The organism is Desulfosporosinus sp. SYSU MS00001 (genome assembly GCF_049943955.1).
Taxonomy (GTDB): Bacteria; Bacillota; Desulfitobacteriia; order Desulfitobacteriales; family Desulfitobacteriaceae; genus Desulfosporosinus.
This window is the reverse complement of the sequence record NZ_JBNFTW010000001.1, coordinates 135,927-161,088: the sequence shown is the minus strand read 5'-3', so window position 1 is coordinate 161,088 and position 25,162 is coordinate 135,927. Positions and strand designations below refer to the sequence as shown.

Annotated in this window: 26 protein-coding genes and 1 riboswitch; of the genes, 5 read left to right on the top strand and 21 right to left on the bottom strand. The window is 40.2% G+C overall.

All coding sequences use genetic code 11. The features are described from left to right. Positions 1–167: 167 nt before the first annotated feature. The 10 genes from ACPUYX_RS00745 to ACPUYX_RS00700 all read right to left on the bottom strand — a co-directional run bounded on the left by ACPUYX_RS00745 (position 168) and on the right by ACPUYX_RS00700 (position 10,997). A complete protein-coding gene (locus tag ACPUYX_RS00745) occupies positions 168–356 on the bottom strand; it encodes a hypothetical protein (protein WP_426377842.1) in 189 nt (62 codons plus the stop codon). Further along, positions 349–2,217, bottom strand: a complete 1,869-nt coding sequence (locus tag ACPUYX_RS00740) for a hypothetical protein (protein ID WP_426377841.1) — start codon at positions 2,215–2,217, stop codon at positions 349–351. Before ACPUYX_RS00740 ends, ACPUYX_RS00745 begins: the two co-directional genes overlap by 8 nt. 236 nt (positions 2,218–2,453) lie before the next feature. After that, entirely contained in the window at positions 2,454–4,001 is a 1,548-nt protein-coding gene (locus ACPUYX_RS00735) for a cell wall-binding repeat-containing protein (RefSeq protein ID WP_426377840.1), read from the bottom strand. A 128-nt stretch (positions 4,002–4,129) separates the two neighbouring features. Then, positions 4,130–4,657 (bottom strand): hypothetical protein, encoded by a 528-nt coding sequence (locus ACPUYX_RS00730; RefSeq protein ID WP_426377839.1) that lies wholly within the window; start codon positions 4,655–4,657, stop codon positions 4,130–4,132. A gap of 328 nt (positions 4,658–4,985) precedes the next feature. Further along, positions 4,986–6,029 carry a hypothetical protein gene (locus ACPUYX_RS00725; protein ID WP_426377838.1) on the bottom strand — a complete coding sequence of 348 codons (1,044 nt, stop codon included), beginning with the start codon at positions 6,027–6,029 and terminating at the stop codon, positions 4,986–4,988. A gap of 99 nt (positions 6,030–6,128) precedes the next feature. Further along, positions 6,129–6,797 (bottom strand): TasA family protein, encoded by a 669-nt coding sequence (locus ACPUYX_RS00720; RefSeq protein WP_426377837.1) that lies wholly within the window; start codon positions 6,795–6,797, stop codon positions 6,129–6,131. A gap of 110 nt (positions 6,798–6,907) precedes the next feature. After that, on the bottom strand, positions 6,908–7,429 hold the full coding sequence (locus ACPUYX_RS00715; RefSeq protein ID WP_426377836.1) for a TasA family protein: 522 nt from the start codon (positions 7,427–7,429) through the stop codon (positions 6,908–6,910). 133 nt (positions 7,430–7,562) lie between these two features. Beyond that, positions 7,563–8,165, bottom strand: a complete 603-nt coding sequence (locus ACPUYX_RS00710; RefSeq protein WP_426377835.1) for a signal peptidase I — start codon at positions 8,163–8,165, stop codon at positions 7,563–7,565. A gap of 454 nt (positions 8,166–8,619) precedes the next feature. Continuing rightward, positions 8,620–9,240, bottom strand: a complete 621-nt coding sequence (locus ACPUYX_RS00705) for a response regulator (protein ID WP_426377834.1) — start codon at positions 9,238–9,240, stop codon at positions 8,620–8,622. Next, entirely contained in the window at positions 9,237–10,997 is a 1,761-nt protein-coding gene (locus ACPUYX_RS00700; protein WP_426377833.1) for a sensor histidine kinase, read from the bottom strand. Before ACPUYX_RS00700 ends, ACPUYX_RS00705 begins: the two co-directional genes overlap by 4 nt. A 662-nt stretch (positions 10,998–11,659) precedes the next feature. On the opposite strand from ACPUYX_RS00700, the gene ACPUYX_RS00695 reads away from it, so the two are divergent. The 3 genes from ACPUYX_RS00695 (at position 11,660) to ACPUYX_RS00685 (ending at position 12,567) form a co-directional block, all read left to right on the top strand. Then, positions 11,660–11,875 carry a helix-turn-helix domain-containing protein gene (locus ACPUYX_RS00695; protein WP_426377832.1) on the top strand — a complete coding sequence of 72 codons (216 nt, stop codon included), beginning with the start codon at positions 11,660–11,662 and terminating at the stop codon, positions 11,873–11,875. 142 nt (positions 11,876–12,017) lie between these two features. Next, on the top strand, positions 12,018–12,272 hold the full coding sequence (locus tag ACPUYX_RS00690) for a DUF1659 domain-containing protein (protein ID WP_426377831.1): 255 nt from the start codon (positions 12,018–12,020) through the stop codon (positions 12,270–12,272). A gap of 67 nt (positions 12,273–12,339) precedes the next feature. Continuing rightward, entirely contained in the window at positions 12,340–12,567 is a 228-nt protein-coding gene (locus ACPUYX_RS00685) for a DUF2922 domain-containing protein (RefSeq protein WP_426378292.1), read from the top strand. 55 nt (positions 12,568–12,622) lie between these two features. On the opposite strand, the gene ACPUYX_RS00680 is transcribed toward ACPUYX_RS00685, so the two are convergent. Next, a complete protein-coding gene (locus ACPUYX_RS00680) occupies positions 12,623–13,066 on the bottom strand; it encodes a DUF134 domain-containing protein (protein WP_426377830.1) in 444 nt (147 codons plus the stop codon). A gap of 152 nt (positions 13,067–13,218) precedes the next feature. Between ACPUYX_RS00680 and ACPUYX_RS00675 the strand changes: the two genes are divergently transcribed. Beyond that, entirely contained in the window at positions 13,219–14,871 is a 1,653-nt protein-coding gene (locus ACPUYX_RS00675; RefSeq protein WP_426377829.1) for an FAD-dependent oxidoreductase, read from the top strand. 276 nt (positions 14,872–15,147) lie between these two features. Here the strand turns inward: ACPUYX_RS00675 and ACPUYX_RS00670 are convergent, their stop codons facing one another. Continuing rightward, positions 15,148–15,714 carry a hypothetical protein gene (locus ACPUYX_RS00670; protein WP_426377828.1) on the bottom strand — a complete coding sequence of 189 codons (567 nt, stop codon included), beginning with the start codon at positions 15,712–15,714 and terminating at the stop codon, positions 15,148–15,150. A gap of 105 nt (positions 15,715–15,819) precedes the next feature. Further along, positions 15,820–16,041 carry a helix-turn-helix domain-containing protein gene (locus ACPUYX_RS00665; protein ID WP_426377827.1) on the bottom strand — a complete coding sequence of 74 codons (222 nt, stop codon included), beginning with the start codon at positions 16,039–16,041 and terminating at the stop codon, positions 15,820–15,822. A 189-nt stretch (positions 16,042–16,230) separates the two neighbouring features. Between ACPUYX_RS00665 and ACPUYX_RS00660 the strand changes: the two genes are divergently transcribed. Further along, a complete protein-coding gene (locus tag ACPUYX_RS00660) occupies positions 16,231–16,647 on the top strand; it encodes a helix-turn-helix domain-containing protein (RefSeq protein WP_426377826.1) in 417 nt (138 codons plus the stop codon). A gap of 280 nt (positions 16,648–16,927) precedes the next feature. Here ACPUYX_RS00660 and ACPUYX_RS00655 read toward each other — a convergent pair whose 3' ends face one another. From ACPUYX_RS00655 to ACPUYX_RS00620, 8 genes are all read right to left on the bottom strand, one after another. Beyond that, a complete protein-coding gene (locus ACPUYX_RS00655; protein ID WP_426377825.1) occupies positions 16,928–17,092 on the bottom strand; it encodes a hypothetical protein in 165 nt (54 codons plus the stop codon). Positions 17,093–17,184: 92 nt separating this feature from the next. Then, positions 17,185–17,269: riboswitch (cyclic di-GMP riboswitch) on the bottom strand. 718 nt (positions 17,270–17,987) lie between these two features. Beyond that, a complete protein-coding gene (locus ACPUYX_RS00650; protein WP_426377824.1) occupies positions 17,988–18,158 on the bottom strand; it encodes a 4Fe-4S dicluster domain-containing protein in 171 nt (56 codons plus the stop codon). Next, positions 18,155–19,573, bottom strand: coding sequence for a lipopolysaccharide biosynthesis protein (locus ACPUYX_RS00645; RefSeq protein WP_426377823.1), 1,419 nt, complete (start codon positions 19,571–19,573; stop codon positions 18,155–18,157). Before ACPUYX_RS00645 ends, ACPUYX_RS00650 begins: the two co-directional genes overlap by 4 nt. Before the next feature lie 42 nt (positions 19,574–19,615). Continuing rightward, positions 19,616–20,350 (bottom strand): acyltransferase, encoded by a 735-nt coding sequence (locus ACPUYX_RS00640; protein ID WP_426377822.1) that lies wholly within the window; start codon positions 20,348–20,350, stop codon positions 19,616–19,618. Continuing rightward, complete coding sequence (locus ACPUYX_RS00635) at positions 20,341–21,537, bottom strand: O-antigen ligase family protein (protein ID WP_426377821.1); 1,197 nt, start codon at positions 21,535–21,537, stop codon at positions 20,341–20,343. Before ACPUYX_RS00635 ends, ACPUYX_RS00640 begins: the two co-directional genes overlap by 10 nt. A gap of 127 nt (positions 21,538–21,664) precedes the next feature. Then, positions 21,665–22,885, bottom strand: coding sequence for a polysaccharide pyruvyl transferase family protein (locus ACPUYX_RS00630; RefSeq protein WP_426377820.1), 1,221 nt, complete (start codon positions 22,883–22,885; stop codon positions 21,665–21,667). After that, the gene (locus ACPUYX_RS00625; protein WP_426377819.1) at positions 22,882–24,096 is read right to left on the bottom strand and encodes a glycosyltransferase family 4 protein; all 1,215 of its coding nucleotides are present in this window, start codon (positions 24,094–24,096) and stop codon (positions 22,882–22,884) included. The genes ACPUYX_RS00630 and ACPUYX_RS00625 overlap by 4 nt, the downstream gene beginning before the upstream one ends. Before the next feature lie 6 nt (positions 24,097–24,102). Continuing rightward, positions 24,103–25,158 carry a glycosyltransferase family 4 protein gene (locus tag ACPUYX_RS00620; protein ID WP_426377818.1) on the bottom strand — a complete coding sequence of 352 codons (1,056 nt, stop codon included), beginning with the start codon at positions 25,156–25,158 and terminating at the stop codon, positions 24,103–24,105. Positions 25,159–25,162: the final 4 nt, after the last annotated feature.

Here is a 25,162-nt window from a genome sequence, read left to right as displayed (position 1 = left end):
TTCCAAACTGCCGTTCTTGTCAAGACCTAAAATTCGATGTTATAGACTAAATTTCTAAATAACTATAAAAAAAGAGAACCAGTTACTGAAGAACTAGATCTCTTTTTAAAGCCGTAATATACGTAATATCCGTAATATCAATATTTTTATCGGATTGAACAGTTACCTTACGCTTTTGGCAATAAATCTATTAATTCCTGTGTCTTCTCTTCAAGTGCATTCGTTAAATTGGCCCATAGATTTTGATCATTGCAAACCTCACTCATGTCTTTACCACAGTATGGGCAATCCCATTTCCCTTTATCACTGGAGGAATATGATCTTCCTCCGCAATCGGGACAAGTCCTTCTATTCATCCATACTCCCTCCTGTCGGATCACTCGTTCCGGAGTTTTCTGAAATACCTGCACTTAAATTTTCGTCAGTTGGACTCGGAGCTTCTTGACGACCATTTGCTGCATTGTCTATCGCGCAGTCATCTGTGACCTCTTGATCTGAATTGACCTCTTGATCTGAATTTGATTCCGGCCGCCTGACTTGCCCCAGCCGTCTTGGTAGTTCCGGACTCTGTTGTGTTACTTCACCCCCTTGGTTTCCATCATCCTTACTAGTTTCTTTCATATTTATATCTGATGCTTTTTCCATTGAATCCTTAGTTGATCCTGTAACTGTCCTTTCAGATGATGATGCGGAATCTGCTGCAGGAGCAATTTGTCCTTTTTCTGTTTCTGTCGATGTATTCGCGCTGGCTTCCGTTTCTGTCTGTGCATTCGTACTGACTTCTGTTCCTGTCGGCGAACTCGCGCTGGCTTCCGTTCCTACAGATGTACTCGTGCCCGTTTCTGTTCCTGCCGGTGTACTCGTACCTGCCTCCGTTTCTGTTGGTGTACCTGAACCCGCTTCTATTCCAGTCGCCGTGCCCGTGCCCGTCTCCGTTCCAGTCGGCGTACCTGCACCCGCTCCCGTTCCTGTCGGCGTACCCGTGCCCGTCTCCGTTCCTGTCGGTGCACCTGAACCCGCTTCGCTTCCTGTCGGCGTACCCGCTCCCGTCTCCGTTCCAGTCGGCGTACCTGCACCCGCTCCCGTTCCTGTCGGCGTACCCGTGCCCGTCTCCGTTCCTGTCGGTGCACCTGAACCCGCTTCGCTTCCTGTCGGCGTACCCGCTCCCGTCTCCGTTCCTGTCGGTGCACCTGAACCCGCTTGGCTTCCTGTCGGTGTACCCGTGCCCGTCTCCGTTCCTGACGGTGTACCTGCACCCGCTCCTGTTCCTGTCGATGTACCCGTGCCCGTCTCCATTCCTGTCGGTGTACCTGCACCCGCTCCTGTTCCTGTCGATGTACCCGTGCCCGTCTCCGTTCCTGTCGGTGTACCTGCACCCGCTCCTGTTCCTGTCGGTGTACCCGTGCCCGTCTCCGTTCCTGTCGGCGTACCAGCACCCGCTCCTGTTCCTGTCGGTGTACCCGTGCCCGTCTCCGTTCCTGTCGGCGTACCAGCACCCGCTCCTGTTCCTGTCGATGTACCCGTGCCCGTCTCCGTTCCTGTCGGCGTACCAGCACCCGCTCCTGTTCCTGTCGGTGTACCTGCACTTGCCTCCGTTCCTGTCGGCGTACCAGCACTTGCCTCCGTTCCTGTCGGTGTACCCGCTCCCGTCTCCGTTCCTGTCGACGTACCTGCACCCGCCCCTGTTCCCGTCGGCGTACCCGCTCCCGTCTCCGTTCCTGTCGGTGTACCTGAACCCGCTCCTGTATTCAGTTCAGGGTCTTGGGGGGGTGGGGTTGCATCCACCGGTGTTGTCCCTGGTGCTGCACCCACCTGAACCTCATTAGGGTTTGCTGGATTTACGGCTACCAACTGTGGAGGTATAACTGGGATAATGGGTACAGGTACAGGGAAGGTATCCGCAGCATGAAACTGCAACGGCACTGAAGATTGGGCACTCATAAAAGCATATGTATTAGGAATCATTGCACAATTAGCTATGCTTAATCCGATTCCGAAAAACAAGGCAAGGGGTTTACTTGCCAATATAGAAGTATTCCTCGTAGAAGGCCGCATATGTTTGCACTTCGGTTGGGTTTGACTAATCGATTTTCTCCAGGGCTTCTTCTCATTCGGAACCATATCTAAGTTATTTCCACAATAAGGGCATTCCCAGCTTACAACACTATCAGAGAAATAAGACCTGTTTTTACAATTAGGACAGGTTTTTCTATTCACAACCCTTTTCTCCTTCCATCTTGCCTTAATCCCTATATTAAAGGTAAGAAAAACCCATTAATAATTACCTATTTAATAACCTATTTTCTTGGTGTCTTATTAGTAATTATCTCTTTTTCGGAGAAATTCATCTGCATACATATAAGTAATATTTTCAATCTAACGGAACCATCTTAATTTCTCTATACGTATATCTCTTGGTATACTATAGTGGTAAATCACTTGACCTCCAGGCACTATTTATTCTTCACTAACTTGAAAGGAACGTTCACTGGCCCAACAATAGCAGTCTTATCATTATAAAAGGTAACCAGAACGATATCACCGGAATTCAGTTCTTGACTAATAGTCATGGGAAAACCAATTGGCATAATGAACGATTCAAGGCCGTTTACATACACCTGACATCGGGTAGCGCCCCGGTAAACAGATGGGTTTCTAAGGTTAATGGTTATAACTGAACTATTGTCATCTGTACTCTTGAGTGTGCAGGAGACTACATCGGTTTGTAAAGTTGTCGTTGTAGCCTTTAAAAGAACGTTAGTAATAGACCCAATCTGATCACCTTTGGCATTCGTGAACTTAACCTGAACTGTACTGCCAGAAGAAACTTGTTGGTTAACAGTAGTATCGGTGCCAATTGGCACTACGGAAGATACAGCACAATTTTTGATACAAACTTGGTACTGGGTTGCACCAATGTAAGTGGACGGGGTGCTGAGGCTGATGTTTACAACCGTACTATTGGCGTCAATACGTTGGATTACACCGGAGATTAAATCGCTTTTAGAAATTGATCCTGATGATTGTTCCTTTAAAAAATTTGAGATTTTCTGCATTAATATGTCAGGAACTGCTGCCGTCCCGCCTAAAGAAGTGAGCTGCGGTTGTACTCTGTCTGCTCTAAGCCGATGCAAATAAGCAACAATTGAAGATGGTAATTCATCAGAATTGGGATCTACCAGAAGGATGGGCCCCTTGAGTTTAGCGGCCAGCGGGCCGCCGGCTAAAGCATCAGCAAATCCTTCTCCCCTTGCCACATAAATACATTTGGCTGAAATTAGCTGCTTGAACTTATTATTAATGTTCACGTTTCGAACATATTTATCCGATCCAATGATTCGTTCTCCCCCAGGAAACTGACCTACAACATTATCGTTAATTAGATCTTTATCCCCTATTATGTAAGTCTTATTAATTGTATTTTCAGATATAAATTTCTTTATACTTTCTGGTAAATAATCGCTTGGAACGAAAAGAATCGGTGCTTGGGCTATTGATGCAATCGGGGCAACTGATAAGGCATCAGGATAATCCTCTCCAGTTACTACGAAAATCTCGTGAGGGGATGGCAGCTCTCTGGCGATCTGAACGGCTGTATCATATTGATCATGTCCAGATAGGCGGATAGTTTTAACTCCCATAGTTTGAAGCTCGGATTCAATTGCTTCGGAAATAACACCAGTTCCGCCTACAATAAATACATACTGGACTTTGAGAGCGGCCAATTCCTTTTTCGTTACGCTCGGAAGATCATTAAACGTTGTTAGTAAAATAGGCGCATTATATTTTTGGGCTAACGGGGCTGCGCATAAAGCATCGGGATAAGTTTCACCGTTTGCTAAAACAGCATAATCCGATTGCTCCCAACCATCTTGAGCGATTGCCACTGCAGTTTCATATTGGTTATTACCCGTTAATCTTTTAGGAACTGAGGCATAAGCGCTTGATTCCATTCCCAAAAGAAAAACAAGACTTAAGAGAAGAAGAATGATTTTTTTCATACTCTACCTCACTTTTAATTTAAGATTATTAAGCAAACTTTGTTCAGCACAATACTAATTTCTTTTTAATCCTTATACTGCTTATGGTCTGATCACATGTTATTTGAGAAAACAGTGTGATCAGACCTCTAATCTTTTGTATGGTTATTGTTACCAGACTGTGATATAGGGAACGGGGTAAGTACAAATTTCATCGAGGTATAAATTCCTTGATATTCGTTTCCAGCATCATTTGGCAGGCCAACCGCTATATTAAGCGTTTTATTTTTTGAAATATCGAGTATTCCGAGATCAAGATCCTTTAGTCCGCTTAATTTTCCGCTATACATTGGTGAGTTATCTTTCGGATCAGTAATTATTAAATCGAGTTTATTATATAACTTATCGCCTCTCTCCATCTCAGCACTAATGTCAAGGGAAAAGTCCTTCTTCCCTTTATTTATCACTGTCAACGGTGCACTTACCTTATCCCCAGGTGCCATATTTTTCACCCTTATGAGTTCTTTCCCCGGACTAATAGTTATTCCTAGGTTTTCATTCCGAGCTTCTACAGCGAAGACACTACTCGTAGGAATTAAAAAGAAAACCATAGTGAGGCCGACTGTGACAAATATAAATAACCCGAGAGTGAAAAATATTAGCTTCTTTTTCTGCACCGATTTCAACCTTCTTTTAAATATTGATTTCTTAAGGGTCGTCTATTGATTTTTTCTGTTGCATTTGAAGTAAAAGCCAACCACATAAGCGATTGGCCTTTTTTATTATCGGTTGGGATTATTATCCTGTTGTAATGTTGAGCCAATTGTAACCTTTGCATTTTTAATCTGCATTAATTTTAACAGTCTTTTTGGGAATCTATGTATATGGTAAACACTACGAAATCATGTTATATATAAACGCCAAGATCTATCTAGGTTATTTATTACGTATTAGTTAACCACCAAAGTGGTTGACTTTTACTCCAATCCTTTAATTAGCCCAATACTATCTTGAATTGGAGCGATTCCCTGGTTCTGTGGTGAACGTCTTTTGACCACAAATCTCGGAACCGTTGTAAACAGTGGCAGTATAGGTCAAACCATCAATGAACCGATTTTTATCACCATAAATATTTGCTTGATAGTGGCCGCCATTACAACTCAGACCATTACCCAAGATATACGTATTAGTAAAGCCTCCGCCGGAAATAACAAGCTTTACGTCTCTACTATTCCTTATAAAGCTCCCATCAGCATCAAAGCATTCGAATTTGATTGGGGTCATTGATCCGCATTTCATGGAATAGTCCCAATTACTAAAGGGCGGGTCAAAACAATTATGTCTCGTCTGTTCCGGAGATAATGTGAAGTCAAGAACTCCTTTAACCGCCTGAAGATTATTACCTGCATCCAAATCCATAGAAACTACAAATTTCGGTTTGTAACCTGTACAACCTTTTCCTAGATACATGATGGTATCTAAAGGCTGACTGCCGCCTAGGATTTCTTGAAATGTGCCGTTAAACACAGGCTTCGCATAACTGTCTTCCGGTGAATAGACTGCCACCTTCATGTGATTCAGAAAATCCTTATAAGTCTGTGTCCCTGGGGAGATAGTACCTTTTGGGCCAGTCAGAGAATCCAATTTTGCTGATATTTGCGTAAACTTAGCCTGGCTTCCCAAGTTATTTACTGACCAGTAGCGTGTAACAGTATCTCCCGGTGCCCACCTGCCTGGAATTTCACCGGAGGGCGGAGAAATAGTTTTGTCATAAGGGTGGGTACCAGTTGGATTAGAGTTGGTGTCATAAAACATAGTTAATAGGGAGGTTCGCCCGGAACAATTTGCCATTAGCGCTAGGGAGCGAAATGTTGTATTAGTACTCTCCGTTGGAGATGATTGGACATTAATTGTTTCGGCCTGGAATGTTGCAAATTGATTAGAGGTATTGGTTGTCGACGATGTCAACAATGCATAAGTCCCTCCGCCAATCAACAGACCATTCCCTATGAACATAGCCGAAATAAGGGCTATAAGCCGCTTTTTCAAATTACATCTCCCCTATGAATACCTCTCAATTAATAAACAACAGCATTTTAAACATACCCCAACCACATATAAAAATGTGGTTGGGAGTTGACTATTACTTTAGGGGTTATTTCTGGCTTGGGAAGCATGAACTGTGAAATCAAATACGAAAGATTGGCCTTGAATAAGATTATTGGCAGATGGATCCATTGTTGCCTTAAAGGTAATATTAGCTGGCGAGGCAGCAGATGGATTGGAAGGGTTAGGTGTTAGTGTTACATGGGGAATATTTACATAATCGTTTAACAAACCAGATAACGGTCCATCATATAGAACCTTATCTCCCGCTGGATACAAAACTTTAATATTCATTTTGCTAATAAATTCGTCGTAAGCAGCACCTGAAGATGTTGCCCCTGAATGAACAGTCGCCTTTAACTGATCTAAATTAGCCTTTAAGGTTCCACGGTTATAAACATTCATGGCTCTTGTTGCTTTATCGCCAGGAGCCCAGCCGCCAGTTGCCTCTCCGCCAGGCGGCTGATTTGGATCGTTTTTATTAGTATCATAGGGATATTGACCTGTTTCATCAGTATTTGCAGAATAGAACATAGGTCCCGGAACAGTATCAGATAAATCTCTTTGTTGATCTAATATGACTGTACCCGCTGTAAAGTTATTATTGGTGTTCGTCGCATTGTTAGTGAACAAGGCATATGTTCCTGCGCCAACAAGCAAGCTAACTGCCATAACACTCGTTGGGATTAACATTAGGAGTCTCTTTTTCATCTTATCCTCCTTTTCTGAAGGATTTTGCCTTCAGCGGTTATAGATTCAAGACTGCCTTATTATTCAAAAAGAGGGTGGTGTTATACCCACCCTCTCCTGATGCTAATCGATTATTCCCAAGCGTTAGGGCCTGTGCCGTCAGCGTTAGTGTTGTTGCGAGCTTGAACAGCATCGACTTTTACATTAAAGCTTCCGTCTGCACCTTGATATGAATCGTCTGCACCAAGCGGAAGGCTATAGTCAACATTAAATGTAGTTTCATCACCCGGTGCCAACTTAACTACGCTGCTGTCTAAAGTTAAAGTCATAGGAGTAGCACCTTCAAACAAGCCGCCATCTTTAGATGCGTTAGTTTCATCTTGGTCAATCTTAACCCACTCATCCAAAGTACCCTCGTTCTTAACTGTCATGGTTAATGTTTTGCCATCTCCAGGCGCCAGATTGCCAGCGTTGATTTCTTGAGAAGAAAGAGTTCCGCCAGTTTGGTCGGTAACAATGACAGTTCCGGCTGTGAATGTATTTCCTTCGTTCGTTACATTACTAGTGAACAATGCAAAGGATCCTGCTGCCATGATTGCAGCTCCTACTGTAGTGGTTGCGACCGCCATTACCATTTTAGTTTTAAGACTCATTTATAATTCCTCCCTAAATTTTTTCCCTTATGTAAAGGGTAATTTATTTGAAACCTCCCATGCCTTTACGAATGGACCTTCTCCTCCTCTTCGTCTGGTGAGAAGTATTCAAACCAAAGTTTAAAACGATGTTTTAGGCCTTCGTAGCATTCTCTGAGGTAGCATCTGATGAGGCATTTACTAAATCAGGCTTTTTGTCTTTCTCTATCTTCATGATCTCGCGGAACAAACTGATCATAGTTGTCAGAATAAGAAGCGCGCCAGGAACAATGATCAATAAGATAATTCCCATTTTTGACTTCATGAAATTAAGATAATAACCGACATAGGGAATTGTAATGTTTTTATATTGAGCTACTACGTTAGCTGCTGGTACAAGTCCAGAATCGGCTGCGTCGTTTGCATCACCTTTAGTCTGAAATGCCGGTGCCCCATCTTGAGTTTTAACCTGTACAATTCTGTGAGTAATTAGCATCTTTGGATTATCGATCGCTTTGAAGGTGATTACATCGCCAACTCTGAGGGTTTTGGCATCAACACCAGGCTTATCAAAAATCACCGACCCCGTATGAATCCCCGGTTCCATAGATCCTGAAAGGACTTCATACATCTGTAAGCCGCCAATTTCAGGTACCCCTTTGATCCTGGATGTAACTGCTGTATAGACTGTCACTATTAACGCTATCCCCAAAATCACCGTAACAACAGTACTGCCCCACTTTAGTACACGCTTCATTCAAAATGTCATCCCTTTCTGTTAATCAACATTTGTGTGGTTTATAGCACTTAACTAATCAAGTTGCCAGTCCCCACCACAACTTATAGAAAATCGAGTTTCTTAAACTATTCATTACTACAGTTAAGCCTTAAATCAGTTTTTTGTTCGGATCTATAATCTAGTTACATTATCATTTATCTCGATCTTCTTTTCTTCACTCTAACGTTCACCATTGACGATCTTCCAGAAGTGATTAACATCACACTTTTAATAATCCACGCCTATCTTGCAGTACCAATTGAATTTCCACCGCATCTTACACTTTAGTAGAATGATTTCGGTGCTAGATAGTAATTTTGTGGTTACTTTGGAACCGTCAGTTTTATTTTTATAAAAAAGGGCCGTTGCTTGCGAACTATGTTAGTTCGTTTTGCAACGGCCCCTGGGTTATCCCTAATTATCTCTTCTATCATTAGACAGTTATTCGCTTTTGCATAGCAGATAAAGCAGCTTGAGTACGATCAGAAAAGCCCAATTTAGAAAGCACCTGACTGACATGCTTCTTTACCGTATACTCAGTAATAAATAACCTTTTGGCAATTTCTTTGTTATTCAAACCTTCTCCAAGTGCACGGAAAACTTCCAATTCTCGGGGAGTCAGTTGTTCCATGAGAGTATCGTTTTCGCCTTTATTTATCATAAAATCAACCATGCCCGGATCGTAATATTTTCGTCCTCGATGCACAAGTCGGATGGCGGAGAGCAGTTCTTCCGGAAATGCTTCTTTTAGGACATATCCATCGACTCCGATTTCACATGCCCGGCGGAAATCCTCTCGATTACCTGATGAGGTCAAAATAATATATTTAGAGGTTGAAATCTTTTCCTTGCAAGCCTTCACTATGTCAAGTCCCGATGCATCCACTAGCCTTAAGTCAACAAGCGCTATGTCCGGCTGGGTGTTAATTATCAGATTAACGGCTTCATCCTCATTTGAAGCTTCACCAACAAGCTGCATATCCTCTTCATTTGAGATAATCGCAATTATACCTTGGCAGACTAAAGGATGATCATCGATGATGACTATGTTCATGCTACTCCTTCTTTCTTTGCTTTCAATTCCTGACTAGTCGTTAAAGGAATAAGAACCTCAATTTCACATCCCGTTCCTATAGTGCTTGAAATATTGAAACTACCTCCAAAGGCCTGAGTCAACAACAGCATATTTTTTAAACCAAGCCCATTATTCTTTTGATTTTCCAGGGCAAATACACTGTCAAATCCCTGCCCGTTATCCTTAATGCTTAGTTCTAAATTTTTAGGATCAACACTAATTTTGACCAGCATTTCTGATGATTTGCCATGCCTGACTGCATTACCTATTGCCTCCCTAATAATACGGTACAACGCTTGCTTTAATTTATAGGACACAATCTCTTCCTCGCCGTGAAAATCAAAGTTTACAGTCACATTATTAAGGTTTGCAAAATCTTGCAAATAGCTCATGATACTTTGTTTAAAGGCACTTTCTTCCTGCTTACTGGAACTTAAGCGATAAATAGAAGCTCTCAGTTCTTGGCTTGCTTCTTTGGCAAATTGTTCAATTAACTGAAGTTGTTTACCCACATCACTTTCATCCATCGTTCGTCTTTTTACATTTAGCGTATGAATCGCACAAAGAATACTAAATAACCTTTGCGAGACATTATCATGAATTTCATTACTGATACGATTTTGTTCGTCCAAGATTAAGAGTTTAGACGAAATCCTTTCGAAATACTCTCTCTCAAGGATTACAGCAATCAAATCCGCAAGGAAAATTAAAAGTTTTAGTTTTAGTAGATCCAGACCCAGATTATCGCCTTTCTTAATTTCTACTCCGATAAACCCGTATTTTCTCGCTGTTGAACGAACTGAGATAACTTCAAATGACGTATCCCGATAATTAAGTTCAAATCGATTCTTATCTGAATACGAAAAAACTTCTTTCTCCACATAAGTCTGAAACTGACAAACCTCTTCCGAGGGAAAATTATGTGTCATAAAATCTTCTGGTGTATCCTTATCTAAATTCACCCAAAGAAACGTGGCTTTATCCCCCATAATATCAACTGTTGATTCAAGCAATTGCTTCAGAATACCGGAAATTTCTCCTCGCAAAGAAATGGACTCGATTATTTGATATAAGGACATTAAATAATCCATTGATCGTTTCACATTTGAGTTCGCATCATTTAATTTATCATTCATCTCAACCAGTTGCTGTCTCTGTCTTTTTAAGGTTTGTGCTTGTAAATCCAGTTGATTAATCAGGCGGGATTGCAATATCATAGCAACTTGTATTTGAACATAAACAGCAATAATATAGGCCTTATTATGTAGAATTTGCAGCATATTTGGATTCGCTGCCTTGTAAAAAATAGAACTTGCAATAATAGCTGTCAGAAGATACAAAATTAAGTACAAATAATTATAAATCGCTTTAAGGTAGTTCGATGTAATAAAAACAGTAATAAATGCATACCAGATGAATGGACTTTCAAGACCACCTGTAGAGATTATCAATATAATTAGTCCTAATTTCTCAACAACAATTGTTATTTGTATACCTAATGTCGACTTACTTTTAAGGTACCTGTCCATTAAAAAGCAACTAGAAATTAATAATATCGAAATAACAATAATTTTTAATTTTAAATTGTCATATGGAGGTTCGCAGAAATAATATATCGACATAATCAACCATGATAAATAGCGAAAAGAAACAATAGCCTTTTGTTTTACATCGAGATTCTGGGGCAAAAATGATGAAACAATTCCCTTTGTTATATACGACCACGCTTTTGCCATAAACCAGCTCTCCTTTACCATTAAGCTCCTTTAAAGAACTTACTTTTGATCAACGGAATCAAATTGGTAGTTTTTGCAGTGGAATCTTTATATCACATAGGGTTAATCAACGTTTTGGGTTCGAGTCGTCCTCCTTTGCTCAAAAATAAAAGCACACCTTAAATTCAGGTGTGCCGGGTTCACCATTCGCTACCGTAACACAAGGTGACCATTTGAAAGATAGTTACGGATCATCGCTTTCACACTAAGACTATTTCGATTGCTGTATTTTTTTAATAATTATATTGTAAGATCGCCGGAATTTTCAACCATATTTATCCAACAATAATTATTATTATTCTTATTAATTCTCATTTATTCATTTTTATTCTTTTTGTTTCAACATTTCAAATGGATAGTCCTTAGGGTCCCTAATCGAGAATCGCAATGACGAGATACTTGTCCTAAAGAGTTTTTAAGGCAACCTTTAATAAAATTACTTAAATATGTTTTATCTTTATTTCGACATATGATCCTTTTAAAGAACTTTTTCTTCTTATTAGATATTTTAATTTGCGGCTCTGACCCCTCCATTACCCTTAATTTCTCAGAGTCATTCGAGCACCACCATTAGGACAGGCCCATATAATATTAAGATTTACAAATGAAGGAGGGCTCAAATTTTGGGTAAGCAAGGTCACGTTATCTATTACGGACAAAAATTAAGAAAAGCCCGCCTTGAAGCGGCTATTGGGACGCAAAAGGAATTATCTGTAAGGACAGGAATTCCTGCAAATATCATCAGTGATTTGGAACGAGGTAAACGCCGGATGAGCCCTTCCTGGGCTCAGAAAATTGCCGAGGTTTTAGGGGGAGAATGGACAGATTACACAGATTAACCAGGTGTGATTTAATTCCCGGTCTTTTCTGTAAAGGTGACAGTATTTCACGGACTCCAATATACTGAAATTAGGACAACCCCTCTTCATCTTTGAAAAACAGTCGGCAGTATCGGCTGTTTTAGCATCAAGAGTCGGGGGTGTGTCTAATTTACAAGGGAAAGGATGTGAAATTATGCCCGTCGTTGCCAGCACGAAAGACACCGTGATGGTCATAACCTACCAGATTGGTTTGACAGACCAGGGTTCTCCGAAGCTTACTACGCGCAGTTTTCCCAATATTAAATCGGCCAGCTCAGATCAAGATGTCTACGACGTTGCGACAGCCCTTTACAGCCTTCAAGAATATCCCTTAATCAGCGTAAGGAGAGATAACCGTGTCGATCTGACTCAGTAACAGATCGTGAAACAAGAATTAAGAATTAACAAAGCGAGAAACCCGAAAAGAAAGGAGGAGAATACCAATAGCCAGCACAACTAAAAAGGTCCTGAGAATGACCTTTAATAACGCAGCAGGAAAAGCCGTAACCATATCCCTGCCCCAACCAAAGGCCGAGTTGACAGCAGCCGACATCGAAGCCGTCATGGATCAGATCATCGCCAAGAATATCTTCCTTACCTCCGGGGGAGAACTCATCTCCAAGCGAGATGTGAAAATTATTGACACCACAACAGACGATTTATTCGATTAGGCGAAATTCATGCATTAAAGTCATTTTTAAAGGCACCGGGTTGCTATCCGGTGCCTTACTTTTCACAGGGGGTCTGACAACATTGTTTCCGATTGCACTCGACCCTCGTTGAGCCGCAGTATTGGCAAACCGTCCCGTGTTCCTCATAAGTTGCTGTGACCTCATTCCCGCAAACTAAGCATTTAAAGCAACAGACATTCTTCGTATAATGTCCGCCACCTATCTTAATCGCTCTGTCTTCCATAAGTGCCCTGACGACCTTCCTCCGTGCCTCGTCAATAATATTTTGGAAAGTTTGTCTGGAAATCTGCATCCTGGCTGCGCACTCTTCTTGCGAAAGCCCTTCCAGATCCTTTAACCGCATTGCTTCTAATTCTTCTATTTTCAGCTGAACTTCTTCAATTCCCTCAAGGCAGGAGCATTTCCCCTTGGGACAGGGTGCAAAAAACTTATTCTCAGGTATATATTCGACCCTTCTCCATTTAACTGGTCTAGGCATAGGTCTCTCCTTTCGGTTTGATCTGCTCTGTTGATACCTTACCTGAGAATAACACGATTATTGTCAAATGCCAATAATCGTGTTATTATTTTCATAAATTCAGTTACCCCTAAGGGGTGGGGTTTAATCTATAAGCCGAAGGAGACGTTGTGATGGGCAAGAAGGTAGTCATAGTCGGCGGAGTAGCTGGAGGAGCCAGCGCCGCAGCACGGTTACGTCGTCTGGATGAAGACATGGAAATCATCATCTTTGAACGTGGAGAACATATTTCCTACGCTAACTGCGGTTTACCCTATTATGTCAGTGGAGTCATCAACCAGAGAGATGCTCTGTTGGTTCAAACACCCGAAGGAATGAAAAAACGTTTTAATATTGATGTTCGAACCTTTAGCGAAGTCACTCGTATTTTACCCGCAGAAAAGGCTGTGGAGGTCCAAGAAGCTTACGGGAAGACCTATCGCGAAACCTATGACCAATTGATCCTTTCTCCCGGAGCAGCACCGCTTCGCCCGCCGATTCCCGGAATTGACGACATCGAAGCATTAGTCGTGCGCAACGTTACAGATATTGACCGTATTAAACAATATATTGATGAGAAGCAGCCTCGATCAGCTGCCGTCGTAGGCGGCGGATTTATCGGCCTGGAAATGGCAGAGAATCTGCAGCATAAAGGAGTAGACACCACGCTGATTGAAATGAGCAATCAGGTCATGGCCCCCTTGGACTATGAAATGGCTGCCATTCTGCATGAACATATTTTCAACAAAAACGTGGACCTGATCTTAGAAGACGGAGTAAAATCCTTCACCCAAGAAGGAGATAAGACTCTTATCACCCTGCAAAGCGGTAATCAGGTTGAGACAGAATTGATTATCCTGGCCATCGGTGTCAAACCCGAAATTAAACTCGCTAAGGAAGCCGGATTGGCTATTGGCGAATTGGGCGGAATCAAAGTCAATGAGAAGCTCCAAACCTCAGATCCTAACATTTTCGCCGTCGGCGATGCCATTGAAGTGAAACATTTTGTCACCGGAAAACCGGCTCTCATCCCTCTGGCTGGTCCCGCCAATAAACAAGGCCGCATCGTTGCCGACGTTATTGCCGGACGCGACAGCAAATATGAAGGAACCCAAGGAACCTCCATTGCCAAAGTTTTTGATATGGCAGCAGCTTCTACCGGTGCTAATGAAAAAATGCTTAAACGATACGGAATTCCTTACGAAGTCATCTTCACTCACTCCGGCTCCAATGCCGCTTATTACCCCGGAGCCACCCGCCTGTCCACGAAACTTCTCTTTGATAAAAGTAATGGCCGGGTCCTGGGAGCACAAATTGTCGGCATGAACGGTGTCGATAAACGAATCGACGATATTGCCGGCGTCATCCGCCGTCAAGGCACCGTCTATGACTTGCAGGAACTCGAATTAGCCTATGCCCCACCCTTCTCCTCCGCCAAGGACCCGGTCAACATGGCCGGCTATGTGGCTGAAAACGTTATTAACGGTGATGTCCGTATGGTTCAATGGTATGAAGTCAAAGATATGAACCCCAACGATGTCTGTATCATCGATGTCCGCACTATCGAGGAACGGCGAGGGAAATTCATCCCCGGGTCCATCCATATCCCTATCGATGAACTCCGCGACCACCTCTCCGAACTGCCTAAAGACAAAGACATCGTCGTCTACTGCGAAATCGGTTTGCGCGGCTACGTCGCCTATAGAGTTTTAACGCAACACGGCTTCACACGCGTAAGAGATTTGACCGGCGGTTGGCTGACCTATTTTCCTCCGGTGTTTGGCTAAGAATAAAGCATGTTTCACATTAATCCAGAGACATAAGACATGCTAATCATGTATTAGAATCTCTGAATCAACTATAATTGTTCAAAAAGGAGTCCCTGAAGGCAATTAGCTTACGCCTTTCAGGGATTCTCTGTCTGTTTATGTGTTTATCTGTTTATCCGGCTTATGTGTTAATGTGTATATGTTTGTGTGTTTATGTTTTTGTCTTTTTAGTTTATCTTCTTGTCTGTTAACTTTATATATAAATTAGAGCTTACTGCTTGGTCCGAAGATTTCCTACTTACATATCCCCCTGTATTTAGTTAACTCAGCAGTATACTGCTCTCGATCTTTTGTCATCTTTTTGGTCATTTCAACAGGATCAATATCCGTGGTCTGATTCGTCAATGTCAATTGTTTGTAAATAAGCAATGCCCTGAAGTCTAGATTGTACGCCGATAAATACGATTGTAACTCGTATGGATTGATGGCTCCAGTTGGATCGTTAGGTACTTTTAAAGCATATAGCCGATCATTAATAATTGATACTTTGTTCAAGCCCGCCTTCACAGAATCAAGATTACTTGGGTCGGTTGAATTGGTAAGGTCATCTATTTCGTGTAAAAGAACCTCTGTATCGTCAAAGAACTTAGTAAATGCTGCTTTATCCAATTTCTCAGTGTTATTAACAGGATTATTAGTATCTTTAGTCGTAGTAACGGACTGATTAGTCTCTTTAGATTGAGTCGACTGGACAGCATCTGACGTTGTTTGTGGAGATACCTCAGCATTTTGGGCTTTCGAACTTCCACATCCAACTAAAAACACTGAAACCATGATCATTGCAACGAAAAACTTCTTCATTCTTACACCCCTCCGATAGTATTATACTACATTGAGGGTAATGTGGATTGTTCTTAAGATGATTAGGAAGATAAATCAGTTAATATTCAAAAAGCGTTTTAGTACTTAACTCTGCGATTTCCTGCGAGGTAACTGTTCCTCGCCAAGGGAAACATTTAATGCCTTTAACAGCCTTATCCATTGATTTGGTGTCCCTTTATTTAATCCCTGTTCGATACGAGTGAGATAGTGTTTCTTCAAGCCTGTTTTAAGTTCTAAATCCTGCAGAGTCATTCCCCTATATAACCGCCACTCCTTTAAATTTCGGCCAAAAAGATTCCCATCCATTTCTCCAGTCTCCTTTTATACTCAAGCGAATTAAATTCACAATATTAGTCATTATACCATATATGTCCTATTTTGCGAACCGGAAAGGGTTTTATTTCTAAAAAAAGAACTTCACTTTATAATCAGTTTTAGCAACTTCTTATGAATTTTAGAATAAATGGCAAGCATCTAAGAAAGGAGGGTAACCTTGTGCCAGAACTCGGAAAAAAGCTTAAAGAAATTCGGCTGACTAAAGGCCTCAGTGCTAAAGAATTATCAAAACGGTCTGGGGTAGCACGTAGCCTTATTAGTCAATTGGAGACTGGAAAACGACAATCAACCGGCATAGATACCATTAGTCGCTTAGCACTGGCCTTAGAGGTTCCCCCTACCGTCTTTCTCAGCAGCGAATCTATCCAAGCACCGCTCTCAAACTTAAGAACTTCTGAAGGCTCTTACGGTAACGAGGATCTCATTAATTTTACGATTAAGGAAGAAAGCCGGCCTTTCCTTCGTCTAGCTCAAAAAGCAGAAGAAGCCGGTCTCTCACCGGACCTTCTGGAAGATTTGCTGGATATTATCGTTAAACTTCGTTCGGAATCTCGTTACCCGAAAAAATCCAACTAAATAGTTCAGAAAAGAAATAATCCCTGAAAACCAGCGACGATCTGGATTTCAGGGATTGTTTATTATCCTATTTTTTTCCCTAGGCACAATAGATATTTTTATTTATCAATACTTTTCACTCCGATTTAAGAGCTATAAATTTTGGTTCAACCCCACCTTTTCCATCTATATCATACGATTAGTACAAATATGCAGAAAGGATTCCCCTGAAAAACCAAACGAATCATGTCTTTCAAGGGAATCCTTATTAAACTGTAATTGCCATTTCTACTTGTTTTCTCTAAATTTTACAGCAAGTCGCTTTAAACTTTTTTGAATCAGAATTCTGAGACTGATTTTCTTGTTGTTCCAATAATTCGCGGGCAATTCTCTCCTTAGAATGAGCACTGTAATTAAATAATAATAAAACAGTCAAAGCTAAGAGATAAAGAATAATAAATTTCATCTGTAAACCCTCCGGATTTTCAAAAGAGTGTCTTGTGAAAAATAAAAATCGCTTACCTATAAAGAAAGGTACAGCGACAATAGCAACAACTTTTCGGCGGCCTGGCAGTCATCAGCGTTATCCGGAAGACCCATAGCTTTGCGTCCTTAGTTTTCACTAAGTTTGCCTTTATCGCTAGTAATAAGTATCAATATGTAAATTAATCAAATTATACCACGAAGATAGCAAATTATGTGTCGAAATAAGTAATATGGAATAAATAGTTAAAAACTTCCCGGTTTTAATAGTCAACAGGCATAATGAAAGAATGAATACAAGAGCATACTCGATATGGTTTTATTTTTAGCTTTCATTAAACAATGTTATTCCTTATTCTCTGGTTGCTACATATTTTTGAACGAATTCAATAGAAAAACTTCACTTTCCTTACTGTGAATTTACTTTCCTCCGTCTGGTGCTGTATCTGCTGGATTCTGTTTTATTAAGAGAATAATGTCCTTCCTTTGTTACAATGTCCCTATGCCAACTCCATATTACGAATAAATTCAACGCGTGTATAAGACAGGAAATCGATAATAGTATCGTAAATTCCACTTATCTTCTTTTTCTATTATTCAAGCAGTTTACATATCTTCAATTATGCAGAATGCTTTTAGGTGTATGAACGTGCCGCTTCTTCCATAGAGTAAATATTGCCCATCTACTTTACAAATAGTCCATACTCTTTAGAAGGTTCCCGAGGGCGCTCTATTCGTGGATTTTTATAAGCAAGTTCTTCATAGTCTTCATTTCCAAATAAGCATATTTTTCATTGATATAGGATGCTAACTCCTGCCCCTTATCGTTGTGAATAATCATAATAAAAGCTCCACTTTCGTTATAATGATACTTTTCCTTAACTAGAGAAGACGGGACATTTTTTGAAACATAAACCACAGCTTACGCATAATTCTTTTTGCAAGACCCGATAACGAAAACCTACGTCAATTTCTTTCATTGTAATAGCATGAAAGAGGCAAACATTTACGCATGCTTCACAACAACTTAAAAAAACAGGTATATTCATAGGGGTTGTCCCTTTAATTTATGTATAATCATATTCTTCGCTGAAAATATCATATTCTTGTTGGCAATAAAACAATAAACAACTGTTATCGCCAGTGAGATTAACTGAAAAATCTTGTTTCCGGTATAGTATGATGTTATTACTATTATACCCATAATAAGAGTTGCAACTATTGTATACTTAAATATTATAATTCTAACATAACGTTGAACTGTATAATACCGATAAATTGCCATGCTGCTATAAGCTACAAGTGATGACAGTGCGACTGCATAAAGACCAGCTTTCCGAATGAACAAAATATTTAATACAACATTCATTAACGCTGCTATAAAGGCTGTCTTTGCATTTTCCTTAGTATTTTTTTTTGCAAGGAAGACAACGCTAAACAATCCGCATATTATCTGCATAAACACAGCCACCATTAAAATTGGAATGATAGAATAGGCTGCATGATATTTATTATTGACAAAAAACGGAAACGCAAACGGCATTACAGCAATGATTCCAACACAAACGCAAAAAAAGAGGTTGAATAGATAGCTAACTGTCTCGCTTAAAAATTCATCCCTATCGTCATCGTCAATATGCTGACTCACAGTCTCAGTCCATGCCATATTGAATATGCCATAGAACGTATTGACTAGTCCAGAAAATTTGCTAGCCACTGAATAAATGCCATTCGCTGCAACATTGAGTATATATGTTATAATAGATCGATCTGAAGCGCTAATTACCCACCAAGAAAGATTCGTGGGGACGAGCGGCAAAGAGTACTGGTAAACCTCCTTCAGAACGGTTTTATCATAGAATTTAATTCCTACAAATCGCCATATACGTTGTGAGATAATCAAATAAGTTATTGCGACCAACTGTCCGACAATAAAGGACCAGAACATACCGACTGCTCCGACTCGAATCACTGCTACAAGCAATACATTCAAAAGTATAGTAATTGCCGCAGAGAGAAAACTTGCTACCGTGTAAGCAATATTATCTTCCCTTCCTCGTGCAAACTGCAATAGCGTACTTAAGAACACATTCAGCACCACAAGTATCAGCAGATAGATTTTATACTCCATCTGTATCCACTGTTGCGCAATGCAAAATACCAAAATGTAAACTAGACAATGTTTTAAGTTACTTGCCATAACACTCGTCAATAAAACACTTTGATGTTTTACGTTATGCCTACAGTCAAGCATAAATCGGAACAATCCAAGATCAACCTGAAAGTTGACGATGGGCAACAACAAAGTAATATATGTATTGATTAGGTCGACAATACCATACTCTTCCGGCGCTAAGATAGATGTATACAGTGGTAGCATAAAAAAGCTGACAAACTGTGTACAGAGCTTTCCAATCAACAAAATTGCCGTTCTACCTGCTAATTGTTTTCTTCTGCTTTCCATTTTTTCTCCTTACTGTCGCGAAGCTAACTGAAAAGCATCTGCTCAATAAAAATGCCAGGTCGGTTTTCCAGTAAGAACATATGGAAGATCACGGTTCCTCTCTTTGATCTTACGAGCCGGAATGCCTGCATATACCCCGAATGGCTCGGCATCCTTTGTTAAACAGGCTCGTGATGCCACTACAGCTCCCTCACCCACAATTACACCTGGTAATAGTGTGGAATCGGAACAAACCCATGCGTGAGACTTCATAACGACAGGTGCTCGATTCTCATTCTGCACACCAAACAACGGATCGTTTAATCCATGCTCTTCTGTCCAGATATGTACACCACTGCCCAACACAACATTATCACCAAATTCGATACCATTTCGCCCATCAAGAATGCAATAAGTTGAAATAACACAGTTACCTGCCTTAATATTCCACGGTGATCGAATTTCGCATCCGCCATAGATAACTGTTCTAGTTGTGATTTGCATGCAAAAAACAAAACGATAAAGAAAATTGCGTATTCTATGGCTAGGAATGTGCCCGATTACAATAATCGAGTACCGCATCCAACCATAAAAATATGGCTCCAACCAACTATAAATTCGTTTTATCAGAGGCAACTTTTTAGGTTGCTGGTTGTTTATTTGATTTTGATTCATTTCTTCCTTTGCCCTATGTCTTTGATCCAATATTCTTGCTAGCCTGCAATAGAGACTCAGGAACAATAAATTCAGAATATGTAAAATTAGAAAAAGAAAAATTATCATTTCAGCTATGCCCATATCTTTTTTCTCCCATCTTTAGCCTTTAGAGCATCATAGTCAACTTTCCGTATTTTGGAATTTCTATAAATATATTGTGTCATTGCGCAAGATGCTATATAGGGAAACATCGCTTCTGGATTGAAAAAAGCAGTTCCCTCAAAAATAAAAATTAAATAGTATGTTTGGTAAATTATACAAAACAATAAAATACCATAGTTTATGCTATTACCGTCTTGGAAAATTTCCCTTCGCCAAGCCTTTGTCAGTTTCACTGTTCTATAGTAGTTAACAAAGATAAATACATAAAAGGTAATGCTTCCCAAGATTCCCGTTTCTACCAGGAACTGCAAATAGACATTATGAATATCAAAATTAGCAAATACTTGAGTATCATTGTAGTAAAACCATCGCCAGCCACGGCCAATAAGTGGGCTCTGGAGGAAATCACGCCATCCTGCTGCCCAAAGATCAAAGCGACCAGTGGAAACGTCATCTGTGTTCATCATCTGAAACATTCTCATAAAGGGATTTGCTAACGCTGGGACAATTAGTATAGCCAAGTAAAGGATTATCATTGCTAAGAGGGAAATTAGTACCAATTTAAAGAAACGCCCCTTTGGTTTATTTATATGATACAAAAAGTATGCAACATAAAGAGCAATGATAACACAGAGCAATGGTCCACGCTTACCTGAAATTAATAATGCAGCCGCTTGAAAACTAATTGCAATTATATAAAGTTTTCTACTTTTCGTAGCATTTTTATCGCTAAGTAGCCATTTACACAATGTCGCAATTACGCCATTAGCGAGATACATACCGTTTGTGCTATAGTGTGCTGTTAACCCAGCTTCTGGATTTATATCATAACTAATTTGAGGATAAAGGCTCTGCATTAGCGACGCAATATGCTGGTAATAAATCGTCGGATAGGCGAGACAAATAATTGTCCAGAATGCATAGAAAATACCAAATACCATCATTATTGTTAGCAATTCTATGTGCCAGTCTGAATTTCTCCAGCAAACAATGAAAAAAAAGACTGGCAACAGTAATCCATACATACCAACAATACCTACATCCTTGATTGTATAGTTGTTCCAGAACAGCATGACAATAATCATACCAATCGCTGACAACACTACTATATCTACGATTACTTTACGTTTAATACAAATCCCAAAAATCAACCCTAAAAAAGCCATAGCAACAGGCATTCCAAGAAGAAATATAATATATATGGACGTGGGTATCATCTTTTGTAGGCTTAAAATGGTACTGCAATACAATCCTAGAAAAAGTGTAAATAATTTACAAATTAAGCTAATGCTATTAATTCTCACGGTGATCTCCCTTTTCTACATCGCCAAGAGCCTGCGACAAGAATTGCTGACTTTCAGCGCACAGAATTTCAAGCCTTTTAGCTATATGATCATAATCTGGCATCGGTGTTCCTATTGGTAAAATATTATTAGCGGCCAAACAATTGCCAAGTTCAAGCTTGTTGAGTAATTCTGTCATGCGCTGAGCAGTACCATCTTTCGGAATACTAAGAAAAGGCCTACGATAAATAATGGAAAATGCTGTTCCGTGGAAGGAATTTGTAACGACAAAAGCTGCGTTTCTGAAATAGGTTAAAAATTGCCCCGGTGTAATACCAAAACGTTTCGTAACAGGGATATCCCAAGCAATTTTCTCGAATGAAATGTCGATTACGCGAAGCTTCATCCGCTGTTGCATCTCGTGTACAATGCCAATAATTCTGTTCCCCCCCGTTGTCTCTTTAAACGCATACACCAAAACATACTGGTCGCAGTCCTCTATTTTCTCCTCAAAGGAATAATAATCATCCGCATGCAGTAAAAGTGTTGGGTCAAGGCAAATTGAAATTGATTTATTGCTATGCTCCTCCAATTCGGCCTTTTTTTCAGCTTCACGAAGCGAAATTGCATCAAAACGACCCAATAAACGAGAAAGAAGCAATCTATGATACTTGGTATCCAGTGCCTGACAGGGACTGACTGCATAAGCTATTCGATAGTGATTGTCACTACCAAAATCGAGGTAATATGCAGGATCAACACCAGATGTCACTAGGGGATTCCACACCTGATCACTACCACAAATATACACATCAGATTTCGGTGGATGTTTTTGTAATTCTTTGAGACTGTTGTACCTTTTGGTTAAACACAGATTCCGTCGTACGAACGGATCAAAGGCTTCTTCCAACTGGCCTCGACGTCCAGCTTGACGATAGCCACATATAACACAAGCTCCCCATCTCACAGATTGGAAAATTCTCTTTGATTTTTTCTCCCCCCATAGTAGTTTATATCTCCAATACATACAACGAAATGGATTGGCATATCTAGTATAGTATTGTTGCTGATAGTAAGGGCGATAATCGATTACATGCAGATCATATCCTCTTTTTTGTAGCAATGTTTGCAATGCGAGGCACTGCAATACTGCTCCATAATTATGTGCAAAATGGAAATTAATTAATGAGACAGTTATATTCAGCTTTTCCTTTTTGATCTCATTTATCATAATGAGGCTTCTACTTTCTTTATTAAATTATCCATAATAACATCCCAATCATAATATTTTACTGCAATGTTATAAGCTTCCTCTGTCATCAGGTTACAGCATCCATTATCTTGAATTGCTTTAATCACTCCCTTGGCAAAAGAATCCGCATTATCAGCAATAATTAATTCTCTACCATTCTCAACAGGAAGTCCTTCAGCACCAATAGATGTAGATACAACAGGCAGTTTAAATGAGAAAGCTTCCACAATTTTCAATCTTGTACCGCTTCCACTGAGTAACGGAACAATGATGCAGGTTGCTTTCTGATACAGTTCGTTTACGTCATCCACGTAACCAAGAAAATTCACATGGGGTGAACTGCATAGTTCTTCCTTCAATTTAGTTGTTGATTTCCCCGAACCCGCAATATCTAACTGAGCATCAGGACAAGCTACAAGAATTTTTTCCCATACCTCCTTGACAAACCATAAAATTCCGTGACGATTGCACGGATTGTCCAGGCCACCTACAAAAAGTACTTTCGATTTCGCTCTCTCCTTATGTTGAGCATTTCTTGCAACACTCAAATCAACTCCATTATTGGCACTAAACCACTTATCTGTACAAAATGGAAACTTCTCTTGATATAGCTTCCGATCACGCTCGGATACCGCAATGATGCGATGAACTGAGCGAATTGCATACTCTTCTAAACGAAGAACGCGCTTGTATTCCTCTCGATAATACATTCGTTTTAAATAACTTAGGTCAACTTGAGAGAAAAATTGGACTGCTTCGTGGTCGACATCATGCATATTCAGAATAACCGGTGGGTTATTTCCATTCTTCTTTAATCGTCTATTAAAATAAGGAAGACAAAACAGACGTTCCACCCAAAGAAAATGATATTGGTTTTCTGCAAGGAGCTGATCGATGGCCGCTTGCATACTCTTGGAATATATACAACATGCAATACCACTTTTTCCTGTGATAAAATGCCGAAGATGCTTTCTCTTACTAGGAATACCTTCAGGAAAGACCATTATTTTCCGGCAATATCTCTGAACCTGCTCCAATTGCTTTTCCGATACTGTGTCAATTGAATACATGACGAAGTCAATTGTATAGTACTTGGATAAGTGTTTCAGCGTATTTGCTGTACGTAATTTTCCACCGTTATCGGCCGGAAACGGTACTCTTTCTGAAACCATTAGTATAGTAGGCTTCATGACTTATTACCTCCAGGTTGATTTCTGAATTATTGTCAACCATTGCTGTGCTGCATGATTCCATGTATATTTCCGCAATACCATCCGTGGATTTTCTACTACTTCGGATATTATTATATCAAGATTAATGTCGGAATTTTTCGTATTCATGTAGTGCACAGAATCTCCGTATATTTCCCGCAACACCGGTATGTCGGATACGATTACAGGAATGCCGCATGCCAGAGCTTCCAATGGCGGTATACCAAATCCTTCGTACAGTGAGGGAAAAATCAGGCCCTTAGATTCAAGCAACAGCGCTTTCATTCGTTCGTCTTCCTGATACCCTACATAGATAATATTTCCGGTAAAATCTTCTGTTTTATCTTGCCACAAGGAAATATCTGTCTTTCCCATAATCACATACTGACAGGATGGATTATGCCTAGCATTTTCGACGATCCATTTAAAGTTCTTGTGTGGTGCTATACTGCTTACGGCCAGATAATATTCTTTTTTCTGGATCAGTGGAAATTCCTCAAAAATTGAATTATCTTTTTCCATGCGGTAAATATGCTCCCAGCCTGCACCAATCACATCTATTTTTGAGCACTCAATTCCTGAGTAAATTGACATTTCATGACGTGTAAACTCTGAGTCAGCAATCAATTTTCCTGCATAGGAAACCGCCAATTGATACGAAATCCAAAATTTCATCTTCGTCAAAATTGTTCGCCAAGAACGTTTACCATCACCCAACCTCAAAATTCGAATATCATGTACAACTATAAGACTTTTACGATAAAGGACACCCTTTCCAGCTAAATTGACATAGATAGCTTGACACTTCCTGGCATACATCTCCGCTTTAAAATAATCCCATGCAAATCCCTGTGGTAATTGAACAACGCGAATGTGCTTAAAGTGAAATTCTTTCTTAGCATTTTCAGGAATAACAAGGTCAATTGATAATGAGGTATCGGCATGTTCATCGAGTCGGTTAATAATCTCGTAAGCATATCTCGGTATGCCATTGATCGGATACATCAACACACGACCATTGATCACTACATCTGCATGCATTAAT

What these genes read in the sequence shown, in the direction of transcription:
- ACPUYX_RS00745 (WP_426377842.1), bottom strand. Translation starts at nt 356, where the DNA reads ATGAATAGAAGGACTTGTCCCGATTGCGGAGGAAGATCATATTCCTCC.
- ACPUYX_RS00735 (WP_426377840.1), bottom strand. Translation starts at nt 4,001, where the DNA reads ATGAAAAAAATCATTCTTCTTCTCTTAAGTCTTGTTTTTCTTTTGGGA.
- ACPUYX_RS00720 (WP_426377837.1), bottom strand. Translation starts at nt 6,797, where the DNA reads ATGAAAAAGAGACTCCTAATGTTAATCCCAACGAGTGTTATGGCAGTT.
- ACPUYX_RS00715 (WP_426377836.1), bottom strand. Translation starts at nt 7,429, where the DNA reads ATGAGTCTTAAAACTAAAATGGTAATGGCGGTCGCAACCACTACAGTA.
- ACPUYX_RS00710 (WP_426377835.1), bottom strand. Translation starts at nt 8,165, where the DNA reads ATGAAGCGTGTACTAAAGTGGGGCAGTACTGTTGTTACGGTGATTTTG.
- ACPUYX_RS00705 (WP_426377834.1), bottom strand. Translation starts at nt 9,240, where the DNA reads ATGAACATAGTCATCATCGATGATCATCCTTTAGTCTGCCAAGGTATA.
- ACPUYX_RS00700 (WP_426377833.1), bottom strand. Translation starts at nt 10,997, where the DNA reads ATGGCAAAAGCGTGGTCGTATATAACAAAGGGAATTGTTTCATCATTT.
- ACPUYX_RS00680 (WP_426377830.1), bottom strand. Translation starts at nt 13,066, where the DNA reads ATGCCTAGACCAGTTAAATGGAGAAGGGTCGAATATATACCTGAGAAT.
- ACPUYX_RS00675 (WP_426377829.1), top strand. Translation starts at nt 13,219, where the DNA reads ATGGGCAAGAAGGTAGTCATAGTCGGCGGAGTAGCTGGAGGAGCCAGC.
- ACPUYX_RS00670 (WP_426377828.1), bottom strand. Translation starts at nt 15,714, where the DNA reads ATGAAGAAGTTTTTCGTTGCAATGATCATGGTTTCAGTGTTTTTAGTT.
- ACPUYX_RS00665 (WP_426377827.1), bottom strand. Translation starts at nt 16,041, where the DNA reads ATGGATGGGAATCTTTTTGGCCGAAATTTAAAGGAGTGGCGGTTATAT.
- ACPUYX_RS00655 (WP_426377825.1), bottom strand. Translation starts at nt 17,092, where the DNA reads ATGAAATTTATTATTCTTTATCTCTTAGCTTTGACTGTTTTATTATTA.
- ACPUYX_RS00650 (WP_426377824.1), bottom strand. Translation starts at nt 18,158, where the DNA reads ATGAATATACCTGTTTTTTTAAGTTGTTGTGAAGCATGCGTAAATGTT.
- ACPUYX_RS00645 (WP_426377823.1), bottom strand. Translation starts at nt 19,573, where the DNA reads ATGGAAAGCAGAAGAAAACAATTAGCAGGTAGAACGGCAATTTTGTTG.
- ACPUYX_RS00640 (WP_426377822.1), bottom strand. Translation starts at nt 20,350, where the DNA reads ATGGGCATAGCTGAAATGATAATTTTTCTTTTTCTAATTTTACATATT.
- ACPUYX_RS00635 (WP_426377821.1), bottom strand. Translation starts at nt 21,537, where the DNA reads ATGGCTTTTTTAGGGTTGATTTTTGGGATTTGTATTAAACGTAAAGTA.
- ACPUYX_RS00630 (WP_426377820.1), bottom strand. Translation starts at nt 22,885, where the DNA reads ATGATAAATGAGATCAAAAAGGAAAAGCTGAATATAACTGTCTCATTA.
- ACPUYX_RS00625 (WP_426377819.1), bottom strand. Translation starts at nt 24,096, where the DNA reads ATGAAGCCTACTATACTAATGGTTTCAGAAAGAGTACCGTTTCCGGCC.
- ACPUYX_RS00620 (WP_426377818.1), bottom strand. Translation starts at nt 25,158, where the DNA reads ATGCATGCAGATGTAGTGATCAATGGTCGTGTGTTGATGTATCCGATC.